General features: G+C 72.2%; 20 protein-coding genes. 15 read left to right on the top strand and 5 right to left on the bottom strand.

All coding sequences use genetic code 11. The annotated features are described in order from the left end of the window. Positions 1–49 precede the first annotated feature (49 nt). Positions 50–1,039, top strand: a complete 990-nt coding sequence (gene holA, locus ACFC8N_RS01805) for a DNA polymerase III subunit delta (RefSeq protein WP_356037536.1) — start codon at positions 50–52, stop codon at positions 1,037–1,039. A 192-nt stretch (positions 1,040–1,231) separates the two neighbouring features. On the opposite strand, the gene rpsT is transcribed toward holA, so the two are convergent. Further along, positions 1,232–1,498: a 30S ribosomal protein S20 gene (gene rpsT, locus ACFC8N_RS01800; protein ID WP_004001350.1), complete on the bottom strand. Its 267-nt coding sequence runs from the start codon at positions 1,496–1,498 to the stop codon at positions 1,232–1,234. A 226-nt stretch (positions 1,499–1,724) separates the two neighbouring features. On the opposite strand from rpsT, the gene lepA reads away from it, so the two are divergent. The 4 genes from lepA (at position 1,725) to hemW (ending at position 8,948) form a co-directional block, all read left to right on the top strand. Further along, the gene (gene lepA / locus ACFC8N_RS01795; RefSeq protein ID WP_376285439.1) at positions 1,725–3,599 is read left to right on the top strand and encodes a translation elongation factor 4; all 1,875 of its coding nucleotides are present in this window, start codon (positions 1,725–1,727) and stop codon (positions 3,597–3,599) included. A 271-nt stretch (positions 3,600–3,870) separates the two neighbouring features. Beyond that, entirely contained in the window at positions 3,871–5,745 is a 1,875-nt protein-coding gene (locus tag ACFC8N_RS01790) for an AMP-dependent synthetase/ligase (RefSeq protein WP_356037530.1), read from the top strand. A 123-nt stretch (positions 5,746–5,868) separates the two neighbouring features. After that, positions 5,869–7,689, top strand: a complete 1,821-nt coding sequence (locus ACFC8N_RS01785) for a SpoIIE family protein phosphatase (protein WP_362823212.1) — start codon at positions 5,869–5,871, stop codon at positions 7,687–7,689. A gap of 26 nt (positions 7,690–7,715) precedes the next feature. Next, positions 7,716–8,948 carry a radical SAM family heme chaperone HemW gene (gene hemW / locus ACFC8N_RS01780; RefSeq protein ID WP_356030842.1) on the top strand — a complete coding sequence of 411 codons (1,233 nt, stop codon included), beginning with the start codon at positions 7,716–7,718 and terminating at the stop codon, positions 8,946–8,948. Positions 8,949–8,981: 33 nt separating this feature from the next. On the opposite strand, the gene ACFC8N_RS01775 is transcribed toward hemW, so the two are convergent. After that, entirely contained in the window at positions 8,982–9,794 is an 813-nt protein-coding gene (locus ACFC8N_RS01775) for a DUF3097 domain-containing protein (RefSeq protein ID WP_376285435.1), read from the bottom strand. Between the two features lie 34 nt (positions 9,795–9,828). After that, positions 9,829–10,551, bottom strand: a complete 723-nt coding sequence (locus tag ACFC8N_RS01770; protein WP_356030845.1) for an MBL fold metallo-hydrolase — start codon at positions 10,549–10,551, stop codon at positions 9,829–9,831. Between the two features lie 173 nt (positions 10,552–10,724). On the opposite strand from ACFC8N_RS01770, the gene hrcA reads away from it, so the two are divergent. The 5 genes from hrcA to ACFC8N_RS01745 all read left to right on the top strand — a co-directional run bounded on the left by hrcA (position 10,725) and on the right by ACFC8N_RS01745 (position 15,210). Then, on the top strand, positions 10,725–11,741 hold the full coding sequence (hrcA, locus tag ACFC8N_RS01765; RefSeq protein ID WP_356030847.1) for a heat-inducible transcriptional repressor HrcA: 1,017 nt from the start codon (positions 10,725–10,727) through the stop codon (positions 11,739–11,741). Next, positions 11,742–12,878 carry a molecular chaperone DnaJ gene (dnaJ, locus tag ACFC8N_RS01760; RefSeq protein WP_356030849.1) on the top strand — a complete coding sequence of 379 codons (1,137 nt, stop codon included), beginning with the start codon at positions 11,742–11,744 and terminating at the stop codon, positions 12,876–12,878. A 111-nt stretch (positions 12,879–12,989) separates the two neighbouring features. After that, a complete protein-coding gene (locus ACFC8N_RS01755; RefSeq protein WP_376285431.1) occupies positions 12,990–14,066 on the top strand; it encodes a nitronate monooxygenase in 1,077 nt (358 codons plus the stop codon). Further along, complete coding sequence (locus tag ACFC8N_RS01750; RefSeq protein WP_376285428.1) at positions 14,063–14,800, top strand: 16S rRNA (uracil(1498)-N(3))-methyltransferase; 738 nt, start codon at positions 14,063–14,065, stop codon at positions 14,798–14,800. Before ACFC8N_RS01755 ends, ACFC8N_RS01750 begins: the two co-directional genes overlap by 4 nt. 17 nt (positions 14,801–14,817) lie before the next feature. Then, positions 14,818–15,210 (top strand): VOC family protein, encoded by a 393-nt coding sequence (locus ACFC8N_RS01745; protein ID WP_356030852.1) that lies wholly within the window; start codon positions 14,818–14,820, stop codon positions 15,208–15,210. Here the strand turns inward: ACFC8N_RS01745 and ACFC8N_RS01740 are convergent. After that, on the bottom strand, positions 15,152–15,526 hold the full coding sequence (locus ACFC8N_RS01740) for a hypothetical protein (protein ID WP_356030854.1): 375 nt from the start codon (positions 15,524–15,526) through the stop codon (positions 15,152–15,154). The genes ACFC8N_RS01745 and ACFC8N_RS01740 overlap by 59 nt on opposite strands. A 116-nt stretch (positions 15,527–15,642) precedes the next feature. On the opposite strand from ACFC8N_RS01740, the gene ACFC8N_RS01735 reads away from it, so the two are divergent. From ACFC8N_RS01735 to ACFC8N_RS01715, 5 genes are all read left to right on the top strand, one after another. After that, positions 15,643–16,194 (top strand): hypothetical protein, encoded by a 552-nt coding sequence (locus ACFC8N_RS01735; RefSeq protein ID WP_356030855.1) that lies wholly within the window; start codon positions 15,643–15,645, stop codon positions 16,192–16,194. 147 nt (positions 16,195–16,341) lie between these two features. Next, positions 16,342–19,482, top strand: coding sequence for a S41 family peptidase (locus tag ACFC8N_RS01730; RefSeq protein ID WP_376285423.1), 3,141 nt, complete (start codon positions 16,342–16,344; stop codon positions 19,480–19,482). 122 nt (positions 19,483–19,604) lie between these two features. Beyond that, positions 19,605–19,958: a histidine triad nucleotide-binding protein gene (locus ACFC8N_RS01725; protein ID WP_356030857.1), complete on the top strand. Its 354-nt coding sequence runs from the start codon at positions 19,605–19,607 to the stop codon at positions 19,956–19,958. A 6-nt stretch (positions 19,959–19,964) separates the two neighbouring features. Beyond that, entirely contained in the window at positions 19,965–20,870 is a 906-nt protein-coding gene (locus ACFC8N_RS01720; protein ID WP_376285419.1) for a ribonuclease Z, read from the top strand. A 36-nt stretch (positions 20,871–20,906) separates the two neighbouring features. Then, positions 20,907–21,911, top strand: a complete 1,005-nt coding sequence (locus tag ACFC8N_RS01715) for an adenosine deaminase (protein ID WP_356030860.1) — start codon at positions 20,907–20,909, stop codon at positions 21,909–21,911. A gap of 137 nt (positions 21,912–22,048) precedes the next feature. Here ACFC8N_RS01715 and ACFC8N_RS01710 read toward each other — a convergent pair whose 3' ends face one another. Further along, positions 22,049–23,203: a transposase gene (locus tag ACFC8N_RS01710; RefSeq protein WP_356030862.1), complete on the bottom strand. Its 1,155-nt coding sequence runs from the start codon at positions 23,201–23,203 to the stop codon at positions 22,049–22,051. Positions 23,204–23,347: the final 144 nt, after the last annotated feature.

Here is a 23,347-nt window from a genome sequence, read left to right as displayed (position 1 = left end):
GGGTGCGCGGGCGGACTCGATGTCAGTGCCGCGTGGGATGCTGTAGGCGATGGCCAGGAAGACTGCGAATGACGACCCTCTCGCCCCGGTGACACTCGCCGTGGGCCAGGAGGACCTCCTGCTCGACCGTGCCGTGCAGGAGGTGGTGGCCGCCGCCAGGGCCGCCGACGCCGACACGGACGTACGCGACCTCACCCCGGACCAGTTGCAGCCCGGCACGCTCGCCGAGCTCACCAGTCCCTCGCTCTTCGCCGAGCGCAAAGTCGTGGTCGTACGCAACGCACAGGACCTTTCGGCCGACACGGTCAAGGACGTCAAGGCGTATCTCGGTTCGCCCGCCGAGGAGATCACCCTCGTGCTGCTGCACGCGGGCGGGGCCAAGGGCAAGGGCCTGCTGGACGCCGCGCGCAAGGCGGGGGCGCGGGAGGTGGCCTGCCCGAAGATGACCAAGCCGGCGGACCGGCTGGCGTTCGTGCGGCAGGAGTTCCGCGCGGCGGGCCGCTCGGCGACGCCCGAGGCGTGCCAGACGCTGTGCGACGCCATCGGCAGCGATCTGCGCGAGCTGGCCTCCGCGGTGTCGCAGCTGGTCGCCGACGTGGAGGGGACGATCGACGAGGCGGTCGTCGGGCGGTACTACACCGGCCGGGCCGAGGCCTCCAGCTTCACGGTCGCCGACCGGGCCGTGGAGGGGCGTACGGCGGAGGCGCTGGAGGCGCTGCGCTGGTCGCTGGCCACGGGGGTGGCGCCGGTGATGATCACCAGCGCGCTGGCCCAGGGTGTGCGGGCCATCGGAAAGCTGTCGTCCGCGCGCGGCGGGCGGCCGGCCGACCTGGCCCGTGAGCTGGGCATGCCGCCGTGGAAGATCGACCGGGTGCGGCAGCAGATGCGGGGGTGGACGCCGGACGGTGTCGCGGTGGCGCTCCGCGCCGTCGCCGAGGCCGACGCCGGAGTGAAGGGCGGAGGCGATGATCCTGAGTACGCGCTGGAGAAGGCGGTCGTGACCATCGCCCGGGCCGCCCGGTCGCGCGGGCGCGGATAGGCGGCACCGGGACACCGAAAACCCCGGTATCCGCCCTGGGGAAGGGAGAGATACCGGGGTCTGCGATTCAAGCTGGTGGATTCGCACCCGCGTGGCGAACGCAGGCCGCGTGCGAATCCGTGGATGCCGAAAGGGAGCGGATGAGAGAGGGCCCGCTCTGGGTCCGTCCGGCGGTCAGATCAAAGGGAGAGTTCAGCCCTTGAGGCTCGCGACCTTGGAAGCGAGCGCCGACTTCTTGTTGGCAGCCTGGTTCTTGTGGATGACGCCCTTCGAGACGGCCTTGTCGAGCGCACGCGCAGCGGCGCGCTGGAGCTCGGTGGCCTTCTCGACGTCACCCGCGGCAGCGGCCTCACGGGCCTTGCGGATCGCGGTCTTCAGGGAGGACTTGACGGCCTTGTTGCGCAGCCGCGCCTTCTCGTTGGTCTTGATCCGCTTGATCTGGGACTTGATGTTCGCCACGAAGGAGCCTTTTCAGGTTCTGGTGCGGGGCCGCTCGGGTCCCGTACCGGTGATCCAAAATTTCTCGGACGTGCCTCGCGCTGAGAGGGCATGAGGCACAGCCATCTACAGTACCAGCGGCCCAGCCGGCAGCCCAAAACGGTCCCCGGTCGCTCCCCGTGGGACCATGGAGACTACGTATCGATCCGACCCGAGGCATAAGGCGCCTCAAGAGACAGGACCCTGCGTGCCCGCGACCCCTAAGCATGTGCCCGAGCCGAGCCGTACCGCCCCGGCGCTGATCCGCAATTTCTGCATCATCGCGCACATCGACCACGGCAAGTCCACGCTCGCCGACCGGATGCTCCAGCTGACCGGTGTGGTCGAGCAGCGGCAGATGCGTGCTCAGTACCTCGACCGGATGGACATCGAGCGCGAGCGCGGCATCACGATCAAGTCCCAGGCGGTGCGTCTGCCCTGGGCCCCCACCGAGGGCCCCGATCAGGGCACGACCCACATCCTCAACATGATCGACACCCCGGGGCACGTCGACTTCACCTACGAGGTCTCGCGGTCGCTGGCCGCCTGCGAGGGGACCGTCCTCCTCGTCGACGCCGCCCAGGGCATCGAGGCGCAGACCCTCGCCAACCTCTACCTGGCGATGGAGAACGACCTCACGATCATCCCCGTGCTGAACAAGATCGACCTGCCGGCCGCCCAGCCGGAGAAGTTCGCCGAGGAGCTGGCGAACCTGGTCGGCTGCGACCCGTCCGACGTGCTGAAGGTCTCCGCCAAGACCGGCCTCGGCGTGGAGGCGCTGCTGGACAAGGTCGTCAAGGAGATCCCGGCCCCGGTCGGCGTCGCCGACGCCCCCGCCCGCGCGATGATCTTCGACTCGGTCTACGACTCCTACCGCGGCGTCGTGACGTACGTGCGTGTCATCGACGGTCAGCTCAACAAGCGTGAGCGGATCAAGATGATGTCCACCGGCGCCACCCACGAGCTGCTGGAGATCGGCGTCAGCTCGCCCGAGATGCTGCCGGCCGACGGCCTCGGCGTCGGCGAGGTGGGCTACCTCATCACCGGCGTGAAGGACGTCCGCCAGTCCAAGGTCGGTGACACCGTCACCAGCCAGCAGAAGGGCGCGACGGAAGCCCTCGGCGGCTACAAGGACCCGAAGCCGATGGTCTTCTCGGGCCTGTATCCGCTGGACGGTTCCGACTACCCCGAGCTGCGCGAGGCGCTGGACAAGCTCCAGCTCAACGACGCCGCGCTGGTCTACGAGCCGGAGACCTCCGCGGCCCTCGGCTTCGGCTTCCGCGTCGGCTTCCTCGGCCTGCTGCACCTGGACGTGATCCGCGAGCGGCTGGAGCGCGAGTTCGGCCTCGACCTGATCGCCACCGCCCCCAACGTGGTCTACCGCGTGGTCATGGAGGACGGCAGCGAGCACGTCGTCACCAACCCGAGCGAGTTCCCCGAAGGCAAGATCAACGAGGTGTACGAGCCGGTCGTGCGCGCCACCATCCTGGCGCCCACCGAGTTCATCGGCTCGATCATGGAGCTGTGCCAGACCCGGCGCGGCACCCTGCTCGGCATGGACTACCTCTCCGAGGACCGGGTCGAGATCCGCTACACGCTGCCGCTCGCGGAGATCGTCTTCGACTTCTTCGACCAGCTGAAGTCCAAGACCCGCGGCTACGCCTCCCTCGACTACGAGCCCACCGGCGAGCAGACGTCCAGCCTGGTCAAGGTCGACATCCTGCTGCACGGCGACAAGGTGGACGCCTTCTCGGCGATCACCCACAAGGACGCGGCGTACGCGTACGGCGTGCGGCTCGTGGCCAAGCTGCGCGAGCTGATCCCCCGGCAGGCCTTCGAGGTGCCCATCCAGGCCGCCATCGGCTCCCGGGTGATCGCCCGCGAGACCATCCGCGCCATCCGCAAGGACGTCCTCGCCAAGTGCTACGGCGGTGACATCTCCCGTAAGCGGAAGCTGCTGGAGAAGCAGAAGGAAGGCAAGAAGCGGATGAAGATGGTGGGTTCCGTGGAGGTTCCGCAGGAGGCCTTCATCGCCGTCCTGTCCAGTGATGACAGCGCGGGGTCGGCCAAGGGCAAGAAGTAACCACGGGTAACAACGGGTTGCGTCCGCAAACCGGGCATGAAGGGGCTCGTCGTACGAAAGTGCGGCGGGCCCCTACGCGCGCGTAACGTCGCTCTGCGTGGAACGTGCGGGGAAACAGACAGCCCGATGCCCCTTACGCAGCGGCCGGTCGCGGCTTACTCTGATCCCTGCTCGATAGTTACTCGCGAGTTAAACAACACGCGCGAACCCCACCGTGAGTCACCCCAGCCGCACTGAGCCAGCCGCACCGTCGCGGGCCCCGGAGGATGTCGTGAGCGACACACAGACCCTGATCGAGAACCGTCCGCCGTCCGTGGCGTCCCTCTTCCTGGAGCGCGTCGCGGCCACACCGGACGCCGAGGCCTACCGCTACCCGGTGCCGCCGTCCTCGGGCCAGGGCCCCGACGACTGGAAGTCGCTGAGCTGGGCGCAGGCGGCCGAGCGGGTGTACGCGATCGCGGCCGGACTCATCGAACTGGGCCTTCAGCCCGAGCAGCGGGTGGCCCTCGCGGCCTCCACCCGCGTCGAGTGGATCCTCTCCGACCTCGGCATCCTGTGCGCGGGCGGTGCGACGACCACGGTCTACCCGCAGACCAACGCCGACGAGTCGGCCTTCATCCTCTCCGACTCCGAGAGCCGGGTGCTCATCGCCGAGGACGCGGCGCAGGTCGCCAAGGCCGTCGAGAAGCGCGCCGAGCTGCCGGAGCTGACCAAGGTCGTCGTCATCGACCCGGCCGGCGTCGAGACGGACGACTGGGTGATCACCCTCGCCGAGCTGGAGCTGCGCGGCGCCGCCCACCTGGAGAAGCACCCCGAGCTGATCAAGGAGCGGGTCGGCGCGATCACCAGCGACCAGCTCGCCACCCTCATCTACACCTCCGGCACCACCGGCCGCCCCAAGGGCGTGCGCCTGCCGCACGACAACTGGTCGTACATGGCGAAGGCCATCGCCGCGACCGGCCTGGTCACCATCGACGACGTGCAGTACCTGTGGCTGCCGCTCGCGCACGTCTTCGGCAAGGTGCTCACCTCCGGACAGATCGAGGTCGGGCACGTCACCGCCGTGGACGGCCGGGTCGACAAGATCATCGAGAACCTTCCGGTGGTGCAGCCGACGTACATGGCGGCCGTGCCGCGCATCTTCGAGAAGGTCTACAACGGCGTCGCCGCCAAGGCCCGCGAGGGCGGCCCGGCCAAGTACAAGATCTTCCAGTGGGCCGCCGAGGTCTCCCGCGAGTACGCCAAGGTCACCCAGGACAACTTCCGCCGCACCGGCACCCACGCGGCGCCCTTCGCCCTCGCCGCCAAGCACAAGGTCGCCGACACCCTCGTCTACGCCAAGCTCCGCGAGGCCTTCGGCGGCCGGCTGCGCGCCTGTGTCTCCGGCGCCTCCGCGCTCGCGCCCGAGATCGGCTACTTCTTCGCCGGTGCCGGCATCCACATCCTGGAGGGCTACGGCCTCACCGAGTCCTCCGCCGCCTCCTTCGTCAACCCCGGCGAGGCCTACCGCACCGGCACGGTCGGCAAGCCGCTGCCCGGCACGGAGGTCCGCATCGCCGAGGACGGCGAGATCCTGCTGCGCGGCCCCGGCATCATGCAGGGCTACCACAAGCTGCCCGACAAGACCTCCGAGGTGCTGGAGTCCGACGGCTGGTTCCACACCGGCGACATCGGCGAGCTGTCCCCCGACGGCTACCTGCGCATCACCGACCGCAAGAAGGACCTCATCAAGACCTCCGGCGGCAAGTACGTCGCCCCGGCCGAGGTCGAGGGCCAGTTCAAGGGCGTGTGCCCGTACGTCTCCAACATCCTGGTGCACGGCGCCGACCGGAACTACTGCACCGCCCTCATCGCCCTCGACGAGATCGCGATCCTGGACTGGGCGAAGGCGAACGGGTTGGAGGGACGGTCGTACGCCGACATCGTCGCCGCGCCGCAGACGGTCGAGATGGTCGACGGGTACGTGCGGGAGCTCAACGCGGGGCTCCAGAAGTGGCAGACGATCAAGAAGTTCCGGCTGCTGCCGAGGGACCTCGACGTGGAGCACGGCGAGATCACGCCGAGCCTGAAGTTGAAGCGGCCGGTGGTGGAGAGGGAGTACAAGGCCCTCATCGACGAGATGTACGCCGGGACGAGGGAGAAGTAGCGCGTGGTTCCCCGTGCCCCGGGGAGTTTGCGCTCGACCTTGTTCAAAAGTGGCCCTCTTCTGGCCACTTCGATAACTGAGCGCTTCTGATCGCCCCCTGTCTGTCACCCTGGCCGCATGGACATGGCGGCCATACCCACGCAGCGGGAGAGCGGGCCACGGGCCAGGGAGGCACGGGGGCGGGCGGCGCTGCCCGGGAGTGCGCTGGCGCCCGGGGCGGCGCGGGCGCTGGTGCGGGCCGCGCTCGCCGGCGAGCCGGGCGTGGCGCCGCGGCTCGCCGACGACGCCATGGCCGTCGTCAGCGAGCTGGTCACCAACGCCGTCGTGCACGCCGGTACGGACGTCGAGGTCGAGTGGCGGCTGGAGGAGAGCGGCGCGCTCACCGTGGAGGTGTGCGACCGGCACCCCTCGCGCGCCCCGCGCGACCCCCTCGGCGGCGAGGCGCCGTACGACGCCCACGAGTACGGGCGCGGGCTGCGGCTGGTCGCCACCCTCGCCGAGTCCTGGGGCGTCACCTACCGCGTCGGCGCCAAGACCGTCTGGGCGCGGCTGCCCCCGGGCGGCGTCGGCGAGCCGGACGGACCGGCCCCGGGCGCCGCCCTGGCGGTCGCCGAGGAGCTGGCCCCGCAGCCGCTGCGGGCCGACGGTGGGGGCGAGTGGCTCGGGCGGGGCGCGCTGTCCTTCCTCGCCGAGGCCTCCGACCTGCTCGCCGGACAGCTGGACGAGTCCCTGGTCACCGCGCTCACCGGCCAGCTCATCGTGCCCCGGCTCGCCGACTGGTGCGCGGTGTGGCTGGAGGACGAGGCGAGCGCGCGCGGCGGCCTCGGCGGCGGACCCGCCCGGGTCTGGCACACCTGCGAGAGCCATGTCGAGGAGCTGCACCGCGCCCTGGAGAAGGAGCCGCCCGCCCCGCGCGAGGGGCTGCGCTCGGGCCCCGAGCCGTACCCCTGGCCCGGGGACGCGCTCGGCCCGCGCGGCGCCGAGGGCACGGCGCTGGCGTACCGGCTGATCGCGGGCGGCCGGCCGCTCGGCACGCTGGTCATCGGCCGCTCCGGCCCCGCCGCCTTCCCCGACGAGGTCACCGGGCTCGTGGAGGACCTGGGCCGCCGGGTGGCGCTCGCCATCGGCGCGGCCCGCCAGTACGCCCGCCAGGCCACCATCAGCGCCGTGCTCCAGCGCGGGCTGCTGCCCGGCGCGGTCGCCCAGATCCCCGGGATGAGCAGCGCGCTCGTGTACGAGCCGTGCGACAAGGGCGGCCCCAGCGGCGACTTCTACGACCTGTTCCCGGCGGGCGACGGCCGCTGGTGCTTCGCCATCGGCGACGTCCAGGGCAAGGGCCCCGAGGCGGCCGTCGTGATCGGCCTCGCCCGGCCCTGGCTGCGCCTGCTCGCCCGCGAGGGCTACCGGGTCGCCGACGTCCTCGACCGCCTCAACCAGCTCCTCCTGGACGACGCCACCGAGGCCGCCGACGCCGCCGCCCGCGCCCTGGTCGCGGTGGGCGGCCGCCCCGTGGCCCCCGGGGACGGCCCGCAGACCCGCTTCCTCTCCCTCCTCTACGGCGAGCTGACGCCGCACGCGGACGGGGTCCGCTGCACCCTCGCCTCCGCCGGCCATCCGCTGCCGCTCGTCCTGTGCCCCGACGGCACGGTGCGCACGGCGGCCCGCCCGCAGACCCTGCTCGGCGTGATCGAGGACGAGACCTACACCAGCGAGACCCTCGACCTGCGGCCCGGCGACAGCCTGCTGTGCGTCACCGACGGGGTGACCGAGCGGCGCTCCGGCTCCCGCCAGTTCGACGACGGCGACGGACTCGCCCGCGCCCTGTCCGGCTGCGCGGGCCTGGACGCCGAGCTGATCGCGGAGACGATCCGCCGCCTGGTGCACGACTTCGGCGGCGGCCAGCCCGAGGACGATCTGGCGCTGCTCGTCCTCCAGGCGGAGTGACGCCCCGGGTGCTGGACAATGGGGACATGCCTTCCGCACTCCCCGACGGCGAGCCCGTCCCCGCCGACGGCGCGCTGCCCGCGCACGCGCTCGCCGGGGCCGCAGACCGCCCGCTCGGCTTCTACCTGCACGTGCCGTACTGCGCCACCCGCTGCGGCTACTGCGACTTCAACACCTACACCGCGACCGAGCTGCGCGGCACGGGCGGGGTGCTGGCGTCCCGTGACAACTACGCGCAGACGCTGACGGACGAGATCCGCCTCGCCCGCAAGGTGCTCGGCGACGACCCCCGGGAGGTCCGCACGGTCTTCGTCGGGGGCGGTACGCCGACGCTGCTGGCCGCCGACGATCTCGTCCGGATGCTGGGCGCGATCCGCGACGAGTTCGGCCTGGCGCCGGACGCGGAGGTGACGACGGAGGCGAACCCGGAGTCGGTCGACCCGGCCTATCTCGCGACCCTCCGCGAGGGCGGCTTCAACCGCATCTCCTTCGGCATGCAGAGCGCGAGGCAGCACGTGCTGAAGGTCCTGGACCGGACCCACACCCCCGGCCGCCCCGAGGCCTGCGTGGCGGAGGCGAGGGCGGCGGGCTTCGAGCACGTCAACCTCGACCTGATCTACGGCACGCCGGGCGAGAGCGACGACGACTGGCGGGCGTCGCTCCGGGCGGCGCTGGGCGCGGGCCCGGACCACATCAGCGCGTACGCCCTGATCGTGGAGGAGGGCACCCAGCTCGCCCGCCGGATCCGCCGGGGCGAGATCCCGATGACCGACGACGACGTTCACGCCGACCGCTATCTGATCGCCGAGGAACTGCTGTCCGCGGCGGGCTTCGACTGGTACGAGGTCTCCAACTGGGCCACCTCGCAAGCCGGGCGCTGCCTGCACAACGAGCTGTACTGGCGCGGCGCCGACTGGTGGGGCGCGGGCCCGGGGGCGCACTCGCACGTGGGCGGCGTGCGCTGGTGGAACGTCAAGCACCCGGGCGCCTACGCGGCGGCCCTGGCCTCCGGCCGCTCACCGGGCGCCGGGCGCGAGCTGCTCTCCGACGAGGACCGGCGGGTCGAGCGCGTCCTGCTGGAGCTGCGCCTGCGGGAGGGCGTACCGCTGTCCCTGCTGAGGCAGGAGGGGCTGGCGGCTTCCCGGCGCGCGCTGGGGGAGAGTCTCCTGGAGCCGGGGCCGTACGACGAGGGGCGCGCCGTGCTGACGCTGCGGGGGCGGTTGCTGGCGGACGCGGTGGTGCGGGACCTGGTCGACTGAGACCGCGCCGAGGCACGAGGCGCCCGCGTTCCGCTACGCGGGCCCCGTGACGAAGTCGATCAGCTCCTCCACCCGCCCCAGCAGCTCCGGCTCCAGGTCCTTGTAGGAGCCCACCCGCTTCAGGATCGCCTGCCACACCGCGCCGGTGTTGTCCGACGGCCAGCCCAGGGCGCGGCACGCGCCCGTCTTCCAGTCCTGGCCGCGGGGGACCCGGGGCCACTCGGCGATGCCCAGGGCGGCCGGCTTCACGGCCTCCCAGATGTCGATGTACGGGTGGCCGACCACCAGCGCGTGCTCACTCGTCACGGACTCGGCGATGCGCCATTCCTTCGTGCCGGGGACCAGGTGGTCCACCAGGACGCCCAGGCGGGCGTCGGGCCCGGGAGCGAACTCCGCGACGACCGACGGCAGATCGTCCACGCCCTCCAGGTACTCCACCACCACGCCCTCGACGCGCAGGTCGTCACCCCAGACCTTCTCGACCAGTTCGGCGTCGTGCCGGCCCTCGACGTAGATGCGGCCGGCGCGGGCCACGCGCGCGCGTGCGCCGGGGACGGCGACCGAGCCGGAGGCCGTACGGGTGGGCCGTACCGGACCGCGCGACGACGACGGCCGTACGAGCGTGACCACCCTGCCCTCCAGCAGGAAGCCGCGTGGCTCCAGCGGGAAGACGCGGTGCTTGCCGAAGCGGTCCTCCAGGGTCACCGTGCCCGCCTCGCAGCGGGTCACCGCCCCGCAGAACCCGGTGCCGGGCTCCTCCACCACCAGTCCCGGCTCCGCCGCCACCTCCGGCACGGGCGCGGACTTCTTCCACGGCGGGGTCAGATCGGCGGAGTACTGGCGCATTCGAGTGACGATAGGAGAAGTCGCGGACCAGCGCCTACGACACGCCGAAACGGGCCGCCAGTCGATCGCGCTGCCGTCGTACGAACGCCGCGTCCACCACCGCTCCGTGACCCGGCACGTACAGAGCGTCCGCACCGCCCAGCGCCAGCAGCCGGTCGAGCGCGGCGGGCCAGTGGGACGGGACCGCGTCCGGGCCCGCCTGGGGTTCGCCGGACTCCTCGACCAGGTCGCCGCAGAAGACCACCTCACGGTCGCCGGGGACCAGGACCGCCAGGTCGTTCGCGGTGTGGCCGGGGCCCACGTTGGCCAGCAGGACCTGGCGGCCGGCGCCCAGGTCCAGGGTCCACTCGCCCGACACCTGGTGGGCGGGCGGGACCAGCGCGTCCGTCGCCTCGTCGGCGTCGGCGACCGGCAGGCCGTTCCTGATCGCGTCCAGGCGCAGTTCCTCCCGCTCGTGGGCGAACACCGCGTCCACCCCCACCGCCGCGTACACCCGCGCCCCGGCGAACGCCGGGACCCCGAAGACATGGTCGAAATGGGGGTGGGTGAGCGCGAGATGGGTCACACGGCGGCCGGCCAGTTCCTCGGCCTGCCCCCGCAGCCGCGCGCCTTCGGTCAGACTCGACCCGGCGTCCACCAAGAGCGCCGCACCCTCGCCGAGGACCAGCCCCACCGTGCAGTCCCAGCCCGGCAGCCGGCACCGCCCGACCCCGGCGGCCAGCCGTTCCCACCCCAGCTCTTCCCAAGTCACGGTCATACCGCGACGCTAGCCGTACGACGCGTGGCGAGCGCACCGACCTTGCCCCGGGTGTACCGGACAGCCGTACACTGGGGCCGGGAAAGGGCTGGCACTCGTATGGGAAGAGTGCCAGGAGGCCGACCCCGACGGACGAGCGGGGCGAGGGGACGACGTGCTGGAGGTGCGCGCGCATGCTGAGTGAACGCAGGCTCCAGGTGCTGCGCGCGATCGTCCAGGACTACGTCGGGACCGAGGAGCCGGTCGGCTCCAAGGCGCTGACCGAGCGGCACAACCTCGGGGTCTCCCCGGCGACCGTCCGCAACGACATGGCGGCCCTGGAGGACGAGGGCTTCATCGCGCAGCCGCACACCAGCGCCGGGCGGATTCCGACCGACAAGGGCTACCGGCTGTTCGTCGACAAGCTCGCCGGTGTCAAGCCGATGACGGCTCCGGAACGGCGGGCCATCCAGAACTTCCTGGAGGGCGCCGTCGATCTCGACGACGTCGTGGCCCGTACCGTACGGCTGCTCGCGCAGCTCACGCGGCAGGTCGCCGTCGTGCAGTACCCGTCCCTGACCCGGTCCACCGTCCGCCACGTCGAGCTGCTCTCGCTCGCGCCCGCGCGCGTGATGCTCGTGCTGATCACGGACACCGGCCGGGTCGAGCAGCGGATGGTCGACTGCCCGGCGCCGTTCGGCGAGGCCTCGCTGGCGGATCTGCGGGCGCGGCTCAACAGCCGGGTCGCGGGGCGCCGGTTCACGGACGTGCCGACGCTGGTCGAGGATCTTCCGGACGCCTTCGATCCGGAGGACCGCGGTACGGTCTCCACGGTGCTCTCCACTCTTCTGGAGACACTCGTGGAGGAGAACGAGGAGCGGCTGATGATCGGCGGCACCGCCAATCTCACCCGCTTCGGACATGACTTTCCCCTCACGATCCGGCCCGTCCTGGAGGCCCTTGAGGAGCAGGTCGTGCTCCTCAAACTCCTTGGCGAGGCGAAGGATCCGGGCGTGACCGTGCGTATCGGTCACGAGAACGCACACGAGGGACTCAACTCCACGTCCGTCGTGTCGGTGGGCTACGGTTCGGGCGGCGAGGCGGTTGCCAAGCTCGGCGTGGTCGGACCGACCCGCATGGACTACCCGGGAACGATGGGAGCGGTACGCGCAGTGGCACGGTACGTCGGACAGATCCTGGCGGAGTCGTAAGTGGCCACGGACTACTACGCCGTTCTCGGCGTGCGCCGCGACGCGTCGCAGGATGAGATCAAGAAGGCGTTCCGTCGGCTCGCGCGCGAGCTGCACCCGGACGTCAACCCCGATCCGAAGACCCAGGAGCGGTTCAAGGAGATCAACGCCGCTTACGAGGTGCTGTCGGACCCGCAGAAGAAGCAGGTCTACGACCTCGGCGGCGACCCGCTCTCGCAGAGCGGCGGCGCGGGCGCGGGCGGCTTCGGCGCCGGTGGCTTCGGCAACTTCTCCGACATCATGGACGCGTTCTTCGGCACGGCGTCGCAGCGCGGGCCGCGCTCGCGCACCCGGCGCGGCCAGGACGCGATGATCCGCATCGAGGTCGAGCTGGACGAGGCGGCCTTCGGGACCACCAAGGACATCCAGGTCGACACGGCGGTCGTCTGCAACACCTGCAACGGCGAGGGCGCGGCGCCCGGTACGACCGCCCAGACGTGTGACATGTGCCGCGGCCGCGGCGAGGTCTCGCAGGTCACCCGGTCCTTCCTGGGTCAGGTCATGACCTCGCGCCCCTGCCCCCAGTGCCAGGGCTTCGGGACCGTCGTGCCGACCCCGTGCCCGGAGTGCGCGGGCGACGGCCGGGTCCGCTCCCGGCGCACGCTGACCGTCAAGATCCCGGCCGGTGTCGACAACGGCACCCGGATCCAGCTCGCCGGCGAGGGCGAGGTCGGCCCCGGCGGCGGTCCGGCCGGCGACCTGTACGTCGAGATCCACGAGCTGCCCCACTCGACCTTCCAGCGGCGCGGCGACGACCTGCACTGCACGGTCACGATCCCGATGACCGCGGCCGCGCTCGGCACCAAGGTGCCGCTGGAGACCCTGGACGGCATGGAGGAGGTCGACATCCGGCCGGGCACCCAGTCCGGCCAGTCGATCCCGCTGCATGGCCGCGGTGTCACGCATCTGCGCGGCGGCGGCCGGGGTGACCTGATCGTGCATGTCGAGGTCATGACCCCGACCAAGCTGGACCCCGAGCAGGAGCGACTGCTGCGCGAGCTGGCCAAGCTGCGCGGCGAGGAGCGTCCGCAGGGACAGTTCCAGCCGGGTCAGCAGGGGCTGTTCTCGCGGCTGAAGGACGCGTTCAACGGGCGCTGAGCCCCGGGGGACCAGGGGCGTACGGGGTGCTCGGACGACCCGTATGCCCCTGTCCTATGCCGTGGGAAGCCCGGATTCGGACTTGTTCGGAGGACGTGACAACATGCGGTCATGTCCTCCGCGCTGACCGATCTCCTCCCCCACCCGATCGTGCAGGCCCCCATGGCGGGCGGCGTCTCCGTCCCGCAGCTCGTCGCCGCCGTCTCCGAGGCCGGCGGCCTCGGGTTCCTCGCCGCCGGTTACAAGACCGCCGACGGGATGTACCAGGAGATCAAACAGCTGCGGGGGCTGACGAGCCGCCCCTTCGGCGTGAACGTGTTCCTGCCGCAGCCCGAGCTGTCCGAATCGGGCGCCGTGGAGGTCTACGCGCATCAGCTGGCCGGCGAGGCCGCCTGGTACGAGACCGAGCTGGGCGACCCCGACAGCGGCCGGGACGACGGCTACGACGCCAAGCTCGCCGTACTCCTCGACAACCCGGTGCCGGTGGTCTCGTTCCACTTCGGCGTGCCGGGCCGGGACGTGCTCGACCGGCTGCGCCGGGCCGGCACCCTCACCCTGGTCACCGCCACCACCGCCGAGGAGGCACGCGCGGTCGAGCGGGCCGGGGCGGACGCGGTGATCGCACAGGGCGTGGAGGCGGGCGGCCACCAGGGCACGCACCGGGACCTGCCCGAGAACGACGGCTCCGCCATCGGTCTGCTGTCGCTGGTCGCGCAGATCCGGGAGGCCGTGAGCCTGCCGGTCGTCGCCGCCGGCGGCATCATGCGCGGCGGTCAGATCGCCGCCGTCCTCGCGGCCGGCGCCAGCGCGGCCCAGCTCGGCACCGCGTTCCTCGCCACCCCCGAGTCCGGCGCCCACACCCTGCACAAGCGGGCGCTGACCGACCCCCTGTACGCGCGCACCGAGCTGACCCGCGCGTTCTCGGGCCGCCCGGCGCGCGTACTGGTCAACCGCTTCGTGCGCGAGCACGGCCCCTACGCCCCCGCCGCCTACCCCGAGGTCAACCACCTGACCTCGCCACTGCGCAAGGCCGCCGCCCGGGCCGGGGACGCGCAGAGCATGTCGTTGTTCGCGGGCCAGGGCCACCGGCTGGCCCGGGAACTGCCCGCCGGAGAGCTGGTGGAGGTGCTGGCGGCCGAACTCGCCGCCGCCCGGACAGCGTTGTCGGCCGGAGGTGACGCGCGATGACCGCACCCGTCTTCGTCGTGGACCGACTCGACCTCACCGGACCGGAGTTCGTGCTCGACGGACCCGAGGGACGGCACGCCGTGTCCGTGAAGCGGCTGCGGCCCGGCGAGGACGTGGTCCTCACCGACGGGCGCGGCCGCTGGGCCGAGGGCGTCGTCAAGGCGGCCGAGGGCAAGGACCGGCTCGTGGTGGACGTGGCGTCGGTCCACGAGGAGCCGCCGGCCGTCCCCCGCATCACCGTCGTCCAGGCCCTGCCGAAGGGCGACCGGGGCGAGGTCGCCGTGGAGACGATGACCGAGGTCGGCGTCGACGCGATCGTGCCCTGGCAGGCGTCGCGCTGCATCACCCAGTGGAAGGGCGAGCGCGGCCTGAAGGCGCTCGGCAAGTGGCGGGCGACCGCGCGCGAGGCCGGCAAGCAGTCGCGCCGGGTCCGCTTCCCGGAGGTCGCGGACGCGGCGACCACCAAGCAGGTGTGCGCACTGCTGGCCACCGCCGACTTCGCCGCCGTCCTCCACGAGAGCGGCGAGGGACGTCTCGCCACCGCCGAACTCCCCGCCGAGGGCGACATCGTGCTGGTCGTCGGCCCCGAAGGAGGCGTCTCCCCCGAGGAGTTGGCACTCTTCGCGCAGGCCGGTGCGCGGCCGTACGTCCTCGGGCCCACCGTGCTGCGCACATCCACCGCCGGCACCGCCGCCGCGGCCCTGCTGCTGGGCTGCACCGGCCGCTGGTCCTGACACACCTGGGGGACACCGTGGAACTCGCCCAAGTCCGGCTCCTGGTCACCGACTTCGCCGCCTGCTACCACTTCTACGCCGACGTCCTCGGCCTGAAGCCGCAGTCCGGCGCGACCGAGGGCCCGTACGAGAAGTTCAGCCCGCACACCGGTTCCGCCGGGATCGCCCTCCAGGACCGGGCGATGATGGCCGAGATCCTGGACGAGCTGGGCGACACCGTCAACGGCCACCGCTCCCTGGTGGTGCTGCGCGTGGACGACCTCGACGCCTACTGCGCGCGGATCACCGCCCGCGGCGGGACGGTGATCCACGGCCCGGCCCCCATGACCGACCGCATGCGCGTGGCCCACCTCAAGGACCCGGAGGGCAACCTGGTGGAGCTCCAGGAGTGGCTGCTGCTGCGAGGCTGACGACGACGCCGGGCAGCAGCGCCCACCCGTCCACCTCGCCGCCCGTGGCCTCCCGGCGCCGCACCGCGTCCACGAACGCCCGTACGACGCCGGGCTCGTGCAGATTGACGGCGTTCCCGTGGCGGTCGGCGACGAGACCGGAGTGCCCGTAGGCGCCACCCGTGCCCGGGAAGACGATCCGGACCGGCGTCCTGTCCCGGTACAGCGTCAGCACCTCCTGGCAGAGGCCGCCGTCCCGGTGCCGGTGCCGGACCGTCCACCCCCACACGGCTGCGTCCGGCAGCACGAGCCGCCTCAGCCTGCGTTCACTGCGCACCCGGCCACACTACGTTCGCCGCGCGCGGCACCGGACGGGCAGGTCCGGCACTCCGAACGGGTGAGTGGCCGTATGCCGCCTTCCCCCGGGGACGGGACGGTGGCACTCTGCCCTGCATGGGGGCTTTCAGGCGGATTGGGTACGGGGCGCGCGGGGTGCGGGTCGCGGGTGCGGTGGGGGCCGTCGTCGTGGCCGGCGGGGCGCTGGCGGGCTGTCAGCCGGCCGATCTCAACTCCTCCTCCGCCGCCTACACCACCGGCACGACCGCCACGGCCAGGCTGAAACAGCAGCACGTGGACGTCAGTTGGCTCAGCTGCACCGGCAACTACGGGAACAACGGGAAGGCGGGCACGCCCTCGCCGACCGAGACCACCGTCGTCTCCGTCGAGTGCCAGGGCGAGACCCGGAGCCGGAAGAAGATCACCGTCACCGGGAGGGTCACCAGGGCCGTCGACGGGGCGTGTGTGCGCGGCTCCCTGACCGCCAGGGTCGGGGGCCGGCAGGTGTTCCACGTGAGCGGGCTCGGTGACTGCGCTGCCACGCCCGGGCCGACGTACGAGCCGCCCACGTACCACCCCGGCGGCGGGCAGCCCACCGTGACGGTCACCGTCACCCGGACCCTCTGGTGCAAGGGCGATCCGACCTGCTGGCCCGTCCAGGGCAAGTGATCGAAACACGGGCGGGGCACGCCGGTCGCTGCGTACAGTGACGGGGTGACTCAGGGTGCTTCGACGGTAACGACGGGAACGACGGGAACGGCCGGAACCCCGGCGTCCTACGGCTATCTCCGATTCCCCCACGTACACGGCGACTTGGTGACCTTCGTCGCCGAGGACGACGTATGGCTCGCCCCCCTCGACGGCGGCCGCGCCTGGCGGGTCAGCGCCGACAACCGGCCCGTGACCCACCCCCGGATATCCCCGGACGGGCGCCGTATCGCCTGGACCTCCACCCGGGACGGCGCGCCCGAGGTGCATGTCGCCCCCGTCGACGGCGGCCCCGCCGAACGGCTGACGTACTGGGGCAACCGCCGTACCGACGTGCGCGGCTGGACCGCCGACGGGCGGGTCCTCGCCCTCGGCGCGCAGGGCCGCCCCAGCTTCCGCCAGAGCTGGGCGCATGCCGTCCCGCTGGACGGCGGCCCCGCCGAGACCCTGCCGTACGGCCCGGTCGGCGACGTGGCGCCCGGCCCGGCCACCGTGCTGCTGTCCGCGCAGATGGGCCGCGAGGCGGCGTACTGGAAGCGCTACCGCGGCGGCACGGCGGGCAAGTTGTGGATCGACCGGGAGGGGAGCGGGGAGTTCGTCCGGCTGCACGCCGAGCTCGACGGGAACCTGGAGTGCCCGGTCTGGGCCGGCGACCGCCTCGCCTTCCTCTCCGACCACGAGGGCACCGGCGCCCTGTACTCCTCCCTCGCCGACGGCTCCGACCTGCGCCGCCACACCCCGATCGACGGGTTCTACGCCCGCCATGCCGCCGGCGACGGCACCCGCGTCGTCTACGTCTCGGGCGGTGAACTCTGGCTCCTGGACGACCTGGAGGGCGCCGAGCCGCGCCGGCTGGACGTGCGCCTCGGCGGACCCCGCATCGACCTGCGCCCCCGCCCGGTGAACGCCGCCCGCTGGTTCGGGGCGGCGTCGCCCGACCACACCGCGCGCGGCAGCGCCGTCTGCGTACGCGGCGGGATCCACTGGGTCACCCACCGCTCCGGCCCAGCCCGCGCCCTCGCCGCCACCCCCGGCGTGCGCGCCCGGCTGCCCCGCACCTTCCGCGCCGACGGCGAGGAGTGGGCGGTCTGGGTGACGGACGCCGAGGGCGACGACGCCCTGGAGTTCGCCCCCGCCACCGGCAACGTGCCCGGCGCGCCCCCGCGCCGCCTCGCCGCCGGACAGCTCGGCCGGGTCCTGGAGCTGGCCATGGCCCCCGACGGCAGCCGCGCCGCCGTCGCCGCGCACGACGGCCGGCTGCTGCTCGTCGAGCGCGAGACCGGCGAGGTCCGCGAGGTCGACCGCAGCGACGACGGCGAGGTCTCCGGCCTCGCCTTCTCACCCGACTCCGCCTGGCTCGCCTGGGCCCACCCCGGCCCCCGGCCGCTCTCCCAGCTGCGCCTCGCCCACACCACCGACCTGACGGTCACCGAGGCGACCCCGCTGCGCTTCATGGACTACGCCCCCGCCTTCACCCTCGACGGCAAACACCTGGCGTTCCTGTCCAACCGCGCCTTCGACCCGGTCTACGACGAGCACGTCTTCGACCTCGCCTTCGTGGTCGGCGCCCGCCCGCACCTGATCACCCTGGCGGCCACCACGCCCTCGCCCTTCGGCCCGCAGCGGCACGGCCGCCCCTTCGAGACCCCGGACAAGGACGAGACCCCGGACAGCGAGGGCACCCCCGCCACCCGCGTCGACCTGGAGGGCCTCGCCGACCGCATCGTGCCCTTCCCGGTGGAGGCGGGCCGCTACTCCACCCTCCGCGCGGCCAAGGACGGCGTCCTGTGGCTGCGCCACCCCGTGCACGGCGTCCTCGGCACCGCCCGCGCCCACCCCGAGGACCCCGACCCGCACACCGAGCTGGAGCGCTACGACTTCGCCCAGCGGCGCCTGGAGCAACTGGCCTCCGACGCCGACCACTTCGAGGTCAGCGGCGACGGCAAGCGCGTCCTGCTGTGGAGCGACGAGCGGCTGCGCGTCGTGCCGGGCGACCGTCGCACCGGCACCGACGACGACGGCGACACCAGCGTCACCGTCGACCTCGCCCGCGTCCGGCAGACCCTGGACCCGGCCGCCGAGTGGCGCCAGATGTACGACGAGACCGGCCGCCTCATGCGCGACCACTTCTGGCGCCCCGACCTGGGCGGCACCGACTGGACGGCCGTCCTCGCCCGCTACCGCCCCCTGCTGGCCCGCCTCGCCACCCACAGCGACCTCACCGACCTGCTGTGGGAGGTGCAGGGCGAACTCGGCACCTCCCATGCCTACGTCATCCCCGCCGGCGGCCACGGCGGCGCCCGGCACGGACTGCTCGGCGCCGACATCTCCCGCCACGAGGACGGCAGTTGGCGCATCGACCGGATCCTGCCCTCGGAGACCTCCGACCCGGACGCCCGCTCCCCGCTCGCCGCACCCGGCGTCGCGGTCCGCCCCGGCGACGCGATCATCGCCGTCGCCGGCCACCCGGTCGACCCGGTGACGGGCCCGGGCCCGCTCCTCGTCGGCACGGCGGGTCACCCGGTCGAACTGACCGTCGCCCCGGCGGGCGGCGGCGAAGTGCGCCACACGGTCGTCGTCCCCCTCGCCGACGAGGAACCCCTGCGCTACCACGCCTGGGTGGCGGACCGCCGCGCCCATGTCCACGCGGCCTCCGCCGGCCGCCTCGGCTACCTCCACGTCCCCGACATGCAGGCCCCCGGCTGGGCCCAGATCCACCGCGACCTGCGCGTCGAGGTCGCCCGCGAGGGCCTGGTGGTCGACGTCCGCGAGAACCGCGGCGGCCACACCTCCCAGCTCGTGGTCGAGAAGCTGGCCCGCCGCGTCATCGGCTGGGACGTCCCGCGCGGCATGCGCCCCACCAGCTACCCCGTCGACGCCCCGCGCGGCCCGGTCGTCGCCGTCGCCAACGAGTTCTCCGGCTCCGACGGCGACATCGTCAACGGGGCGATCAAGGCCCTCGGCATCGGCCCGGTCGTCGGCACCCGCACCTGGGGCGGCGTCATCGGCATCGACAGCCGCTACCACCTGCTCGACGGCACCCTGGTCACCCAGCCGAAGTACGCGATCTGGCTGGAGGGCCAGGGCTGGGACGTGGAGAACCACGGCGTGGACCCGGACGTGGAGGTCGTCCAGCGCCCCCAGGACTGGGCATCGGGCACGGACGCCCAGCTGGACGCGGCGGTGAGGCTGGCGCTTGAGGCCCTGGAAGCGGCACCTGCGAAGACGCCCCCGGGGTTGCCGACTTAGGGGCGCGGGGCCGTATTGACATGCGGCTCCGCCGCGTGGGCGCGAACAACCACAGACCATCCGCACCCGAACGACTACGATTGCCCCCCGTATCGATCACTGGCGAAAGCGAGCGCACGCGTATGGCAGGCGAACCGCAGGACGACTGCCTGTTCTGCAAGATCGTCGCGGGACACGTCCCGGCGACGATCGTCCGCGAGACAGACACCACTGTCGCCTTCCGGGACATAAACCCCCAGGCGCCGACCCACATCCTGGTGATCCCCAAGGTCCACTACCCGGACGCGGCCTCGCTGGGCGCGGGCGACCCGCAGAGCGCGGCCGACGTCCTGCGCGCGATCGGCGAGGTCGCCGCGGAGGAGAAGCTGGAGAGCTACCGCACCGTCTTCAACACCGGTTCCGGCGCCGGACAGACCGTCTTCCACGCCCACGCCCACCTCCTCGGCGGCCGCGGCATGCAGTGGCCCCCCGGGTGACCCACCGTGTCCGTACGTGAACTGGTGGTCCTCGGCACCGCCAGCCAGGTCCCGACCCGGCACCGCAACCACAACGGCTACCTGCTGCGCTGGGACGGCGCGGGCATCCTGTTCGACCCCGGCGAGGGCACGCAGCGCCAGATGGTGCGCGCCGGGGTCGCCGCCCACGACCTGAACCGCATCTGTGTCACGCACTTCCACGGCGACCACTCCCTCGGCCTCGCCGGCGTGATCCAGCGGATCAACCTCGACCAGGTGCCGCACGAGGTCACCGCGCACTACCCGCGCTCCGGGCAGCGCTTCTTCGACCGCCTGCGGTACGCGACGGCCTACCGGGAGACGGTCGGCATCACCGAGGCACCCGTCGCCGCCGACGGCATCCTCGCGGTGACCTCGTCGTACACCCTGGAGGCCCGCAAGCTGTCCCACCCGGTCGAGTCCTACGGCTACCGCCTCATCGAGCCCGACGGCCGCCGCATGCTGCCCGAACGGCTCGCCGCGCACGGGATCGAGGGGCCGGACGTCGGCCGGCTGCAGCGCGAGGGGCGGATCGGGGACGTCGCGCTGGAGGACGTCAGCGAGGTGCGGCGCGGACAGCGGTTCGCGTTCGTCATGGACACCCGGCTCTGCGACGGCGTGCACGCGCTCGCGGAGGGCTGCGACCTGCTCGTGATCGAGTCGACCTTCCTGGACGAGGACGTCGAACTGGCCCTGGAACACGGCCACTTGACCGCCGGGCAGGCCGCCGCCGTCGCCCGGGACGCGGGCGTGCGGCACCTCGTCCTGACCCACTTCAGCCAGCGCTACGCCGAGCCGGAGGAGTTCGAGCGGCAGGCGCGGGCCGCGGGTTTCGAGGGCGAGCTGACCGTGGCGCACGATCTGCTGCGCGTGCCGGTGCCGAAACGGCGCTGACGCGAAACAACGGCAGAGCCCCCGTACGATACGTCGATGCCCCTCCCGAAAGCAGAACTGCACCTCCACATCGAAGGCACCCTGGAGCCGGAGCTGGCGTTCGAGCTGGCCGCCCGCAACGGCGTGACCCTCCCGTACGCGGACACCGACGAACTGCGCAAGGCGTACGACTTCGAGGACCTCCAGTCCTTCCTGAACCTGTACTACGAGCTGATGGCCGTCCTGCGCACCGAGCAGGACTTCGCCGACCTGGCGAACGCCTACCTCGCCCGCGCCGCCGCACAGGGCGTCCGGCACGCGGAGATCTTCTTCGACCCGCAGGCCCACCTCGCGCGGGGCGTGTCCATGGGCACCGTCGTGGAGGGGCTGTGGCGGGCGCTCGGCAGCAGCGAGGAGAACCACGGGATCTCCACCCGGCTGATCCTCTGCTTCCTGCGCGACGAGTCCGCCGAGTCGGCCCTTCGGACGCTCGACGCCGCGAAGCCGTATCTCGACCGGATCACCGGCGTCGGGCTCGACTCCGCCGAGGTCGGGCATCCGCCGGTGAAGTTCCGCGAGGTGTACGAGGCCGCCGCCGCGCTCGGGCTGCGGCGCGTGGCGCACGCCGGTGAGGAGGGGCCGCCGGCGTACATCACCGAGGCCCTGGACGTGCTCGGCGTCGAGCGCGTCGACCACGGGCTGCGCTGCATGGAGGACCCGGCGCTGGTCGAGCGGCTGGTCCGGGAGCGGATCCCGCTGACCCTGTGCCCGCTGTCCAACGTCCGGCTGCGGACGGTCGACACGCTCGCCGACCACCCGCTGCCGGCCATGCTCGACGCCGGCCTCATGTGCACGGTCAACTCCGACGACCCGGCGTACTTCGGCGGCTACGCGGGCGACAACTTCGCGGCCGTGCACCGCACCCTCGCCCTGACCGAGGACCGGCTGCGCGAGCTGGCCCGCAACTCCTTCCTCGCCTCCTTCCTGGAGGACGACGAGGAGCGGCGGGCGCGTTACCTGGCCGAGGTGGAGGCGTACGAGTTCGGGGACGCGATGTCGTAAGCGAGATACCCGGCCGTCACCTTCTTGGTCGCGAACGGCAGAGCTTGTGCACTCGGTCGTTCACACCTCGTCGCGCTCCCGACTGTCCCCTACGACAGGACGGTCACGGGTCGCATCCACCCTCCCACTGGCGGCTGTCAGAGGGAGGGTGCGGGTGCGGTGACGAACACCCAGGCCGAGCGTGCGCGGTCGCGCACGTTGACCCCGGCGACGTGGTCGGCGGGGCCAGCGAGCCCGCACCGACGACAGTGGAAGTGGTCCCGGGTGGGCCGGTTGGCCCGCTCGGTGTGCCCGCAGCGCGGGCAGCGCTGCGAGGTATGGCGCGGGTCCACCTCGAGGAACGGCACCCCGGCCTTCTTGGCCTTGTAGGCGAGGTGTCGTCCGAGCTGGTGGAAGGGCCAGGAGGAGAGGATGCTCCGCTGGTCGCAGCGTAGCCGTACCCGCTCGCGGATCCCGCCGAGTTCCTCGACGGCGACACCGCGACCGGTGCGTTGGGCGACGGACACGATCTCCTTGCTGATCTTGTGGTTCACATGCGTGGCATGGCGGCGCTCCTTCTGTGTGCGGCGGGCGAGGCGGCGGGTGGCCGATCGGGTCTGCTTGGCCTGGAGTTCCGCGCGCTTGCGGGCATGCCAACGCCGGTAGCGGCTCAGACGGCGACCCTGGTAGTTGACGCCGTCGCTGGTCGTGGCCAGGTTCGTGATGCCGCGGTCCACGCCGATCCAGTCAGCGGGCTCGTACACCTCGGGATCCGGGATGTCGCAGGTGGCCACCAGGAACCACTTGCCGCCCCTCTGGACCAGGTCGCTCTCGCCCTTGCGGCAGGTCACGAGCGTCTTGAGCTGGTCGGGCGAGCAGGCGAACCGGAGGTTCTTCATACGCCCGTCCACGGTCCAGATGGAGACGGTGCGTGCGTCGTACTGCCAGGACAAGCAGCGGTCGTCGAACGGCTGGGCTGCCTCCGGGCGGAAGGCGATCGGAGTGCCGACCACCTTGCGGAGCCGCTTGGAGGTGGGCGGGCCCAGGTTCCCCGCCCGCAGATTGGCCTTCAAGGTGGCGTAGGCGTCGACGACCTTCTTCACCGCCCGCACCACCGGTTGCGCGGACAGCCCGAAGGTCGCCTTCAGGTCCGAGTACACCTCTTTCTGGAGACTGTTGCGGTCCTTGAGGTCCTTGGTGAAAGCGACGATGGAGGCGTAGGTGGCGGCCCGGTTGCAGGCGCGCAGGGTTGCGTCGAGTGTCGACGCCTGCTCGGGCGTCGGCAGCAGCTTCACCTGCACTACCAGCTTCACAGCCCTGGACATTAGTGCGGCATGCGCTCACGCAATCGGCATCTGCCCGGCAGTCGCCATAACGGGTGACCTGTTGCCGCCTCATTGACGGGCGCTGTCTGTATATCTAATCTCTGTTCTCATATGTGGAAGACTTCTGTAAAG

Source organism: Streptomyces sp. NPDC055966 (assembly GCF_042269865.1).
Classification (GTDB): Bacteria; Actinomycetota; Actinomycetes; order Streptomycetales; family Streptomycetaceae; genus Streptomyces.
The sequence above is the reverse complement of the archived record's forward strand: the minus strand, read 5'-3'. Positions and strand labels throughout refer to the sequence as shown.

What these genes read in the sequence shown, in the direction of transcription:
- ACFC8N_RS01755 (WP_376285431.1), top strand. Translation starts at nt 12,990, where the DNA reads ATGTCCTCCGCGCTGACCGATCTCCTCCCCCACCCGATCGTGCAGGCC.
- ACFC8N_RS01770 (WP_356030845.1), bottom strand. Translation starts at nt 10,551, where the DNA reads ATGACCGTGACTTGGGAAGAGCTGGGGTGGGAACGGCTGGCCGCCGGG.
- ACFC8N_RS01750 (WP_376285428.1), top strand. Translation starts at nt 14,063, where the DNA reads ATGACCGCACCCGTCTTCGTCGTGGACCGACTCGACCTCACCGGACCG.
- ACFC8N_RS01775 (WP_376285435.1), bottom strand. Translation starts at nt 9,794, where the DNA reads ATGCGCCAGTACTCCGCCGATCTGACCCCGCCGTGGAAGAAGTCCGCG.
- ACFC8N_RS01715 (WP_356030860.1), top strand. Translation starts at nt 20,907, where the DNA reads ATGCCCCTCCCGAAAGCAGAACTGCACCTCCACATCGAAGGCACCCTG.
- ACFC8N_RS01725 (WP_356030857.1), top strand. Translation starts at nt 19,605, where the DNA reads ATGGCAGGCGAACCGCAGGACGACTGCCTGTTCTGCAAGATCGTCGCG.
- holA (WP_356037536.1), top strand. Translation starts at nt 50, where the DNA reads ATGGCCAGGAAGACTGCGAATGACGACCCTCTCGCCCCGGTGACACTC.
- ACFC8N_RS01735 (WP_356030855.1), top strand. Translation starts at nt 15,643, where the DNA reads ATGGGGGCTTTCAGGCGGATTGGGTACGGGGCGCGCGGGGTGCGGGTC.
- hrcA (WP_356030847.1), top strand. Translation starts at nt 10,725, where the DNA reads ATGCTGAGTGAACGCAGGCTCCAGGTGCTGCGCGCGATCGTCCAGGAC.
- ACFC8N_RS01785 (WP_362823212.1), top strand. Translation starts at nt 5,869, where the DNA reads ATGGCGGCCATACCCACGCAGCGGGAGAGCGGGCCACGGGCCAGGGAG.
- hemW (WP_356030842.1), top strand. Translation starts at nt 7,716, where the DNA reads ATGCCTTCCGCACTCCCCGACGGCGAGCCCGTCCCCGCCGACGGCGCG.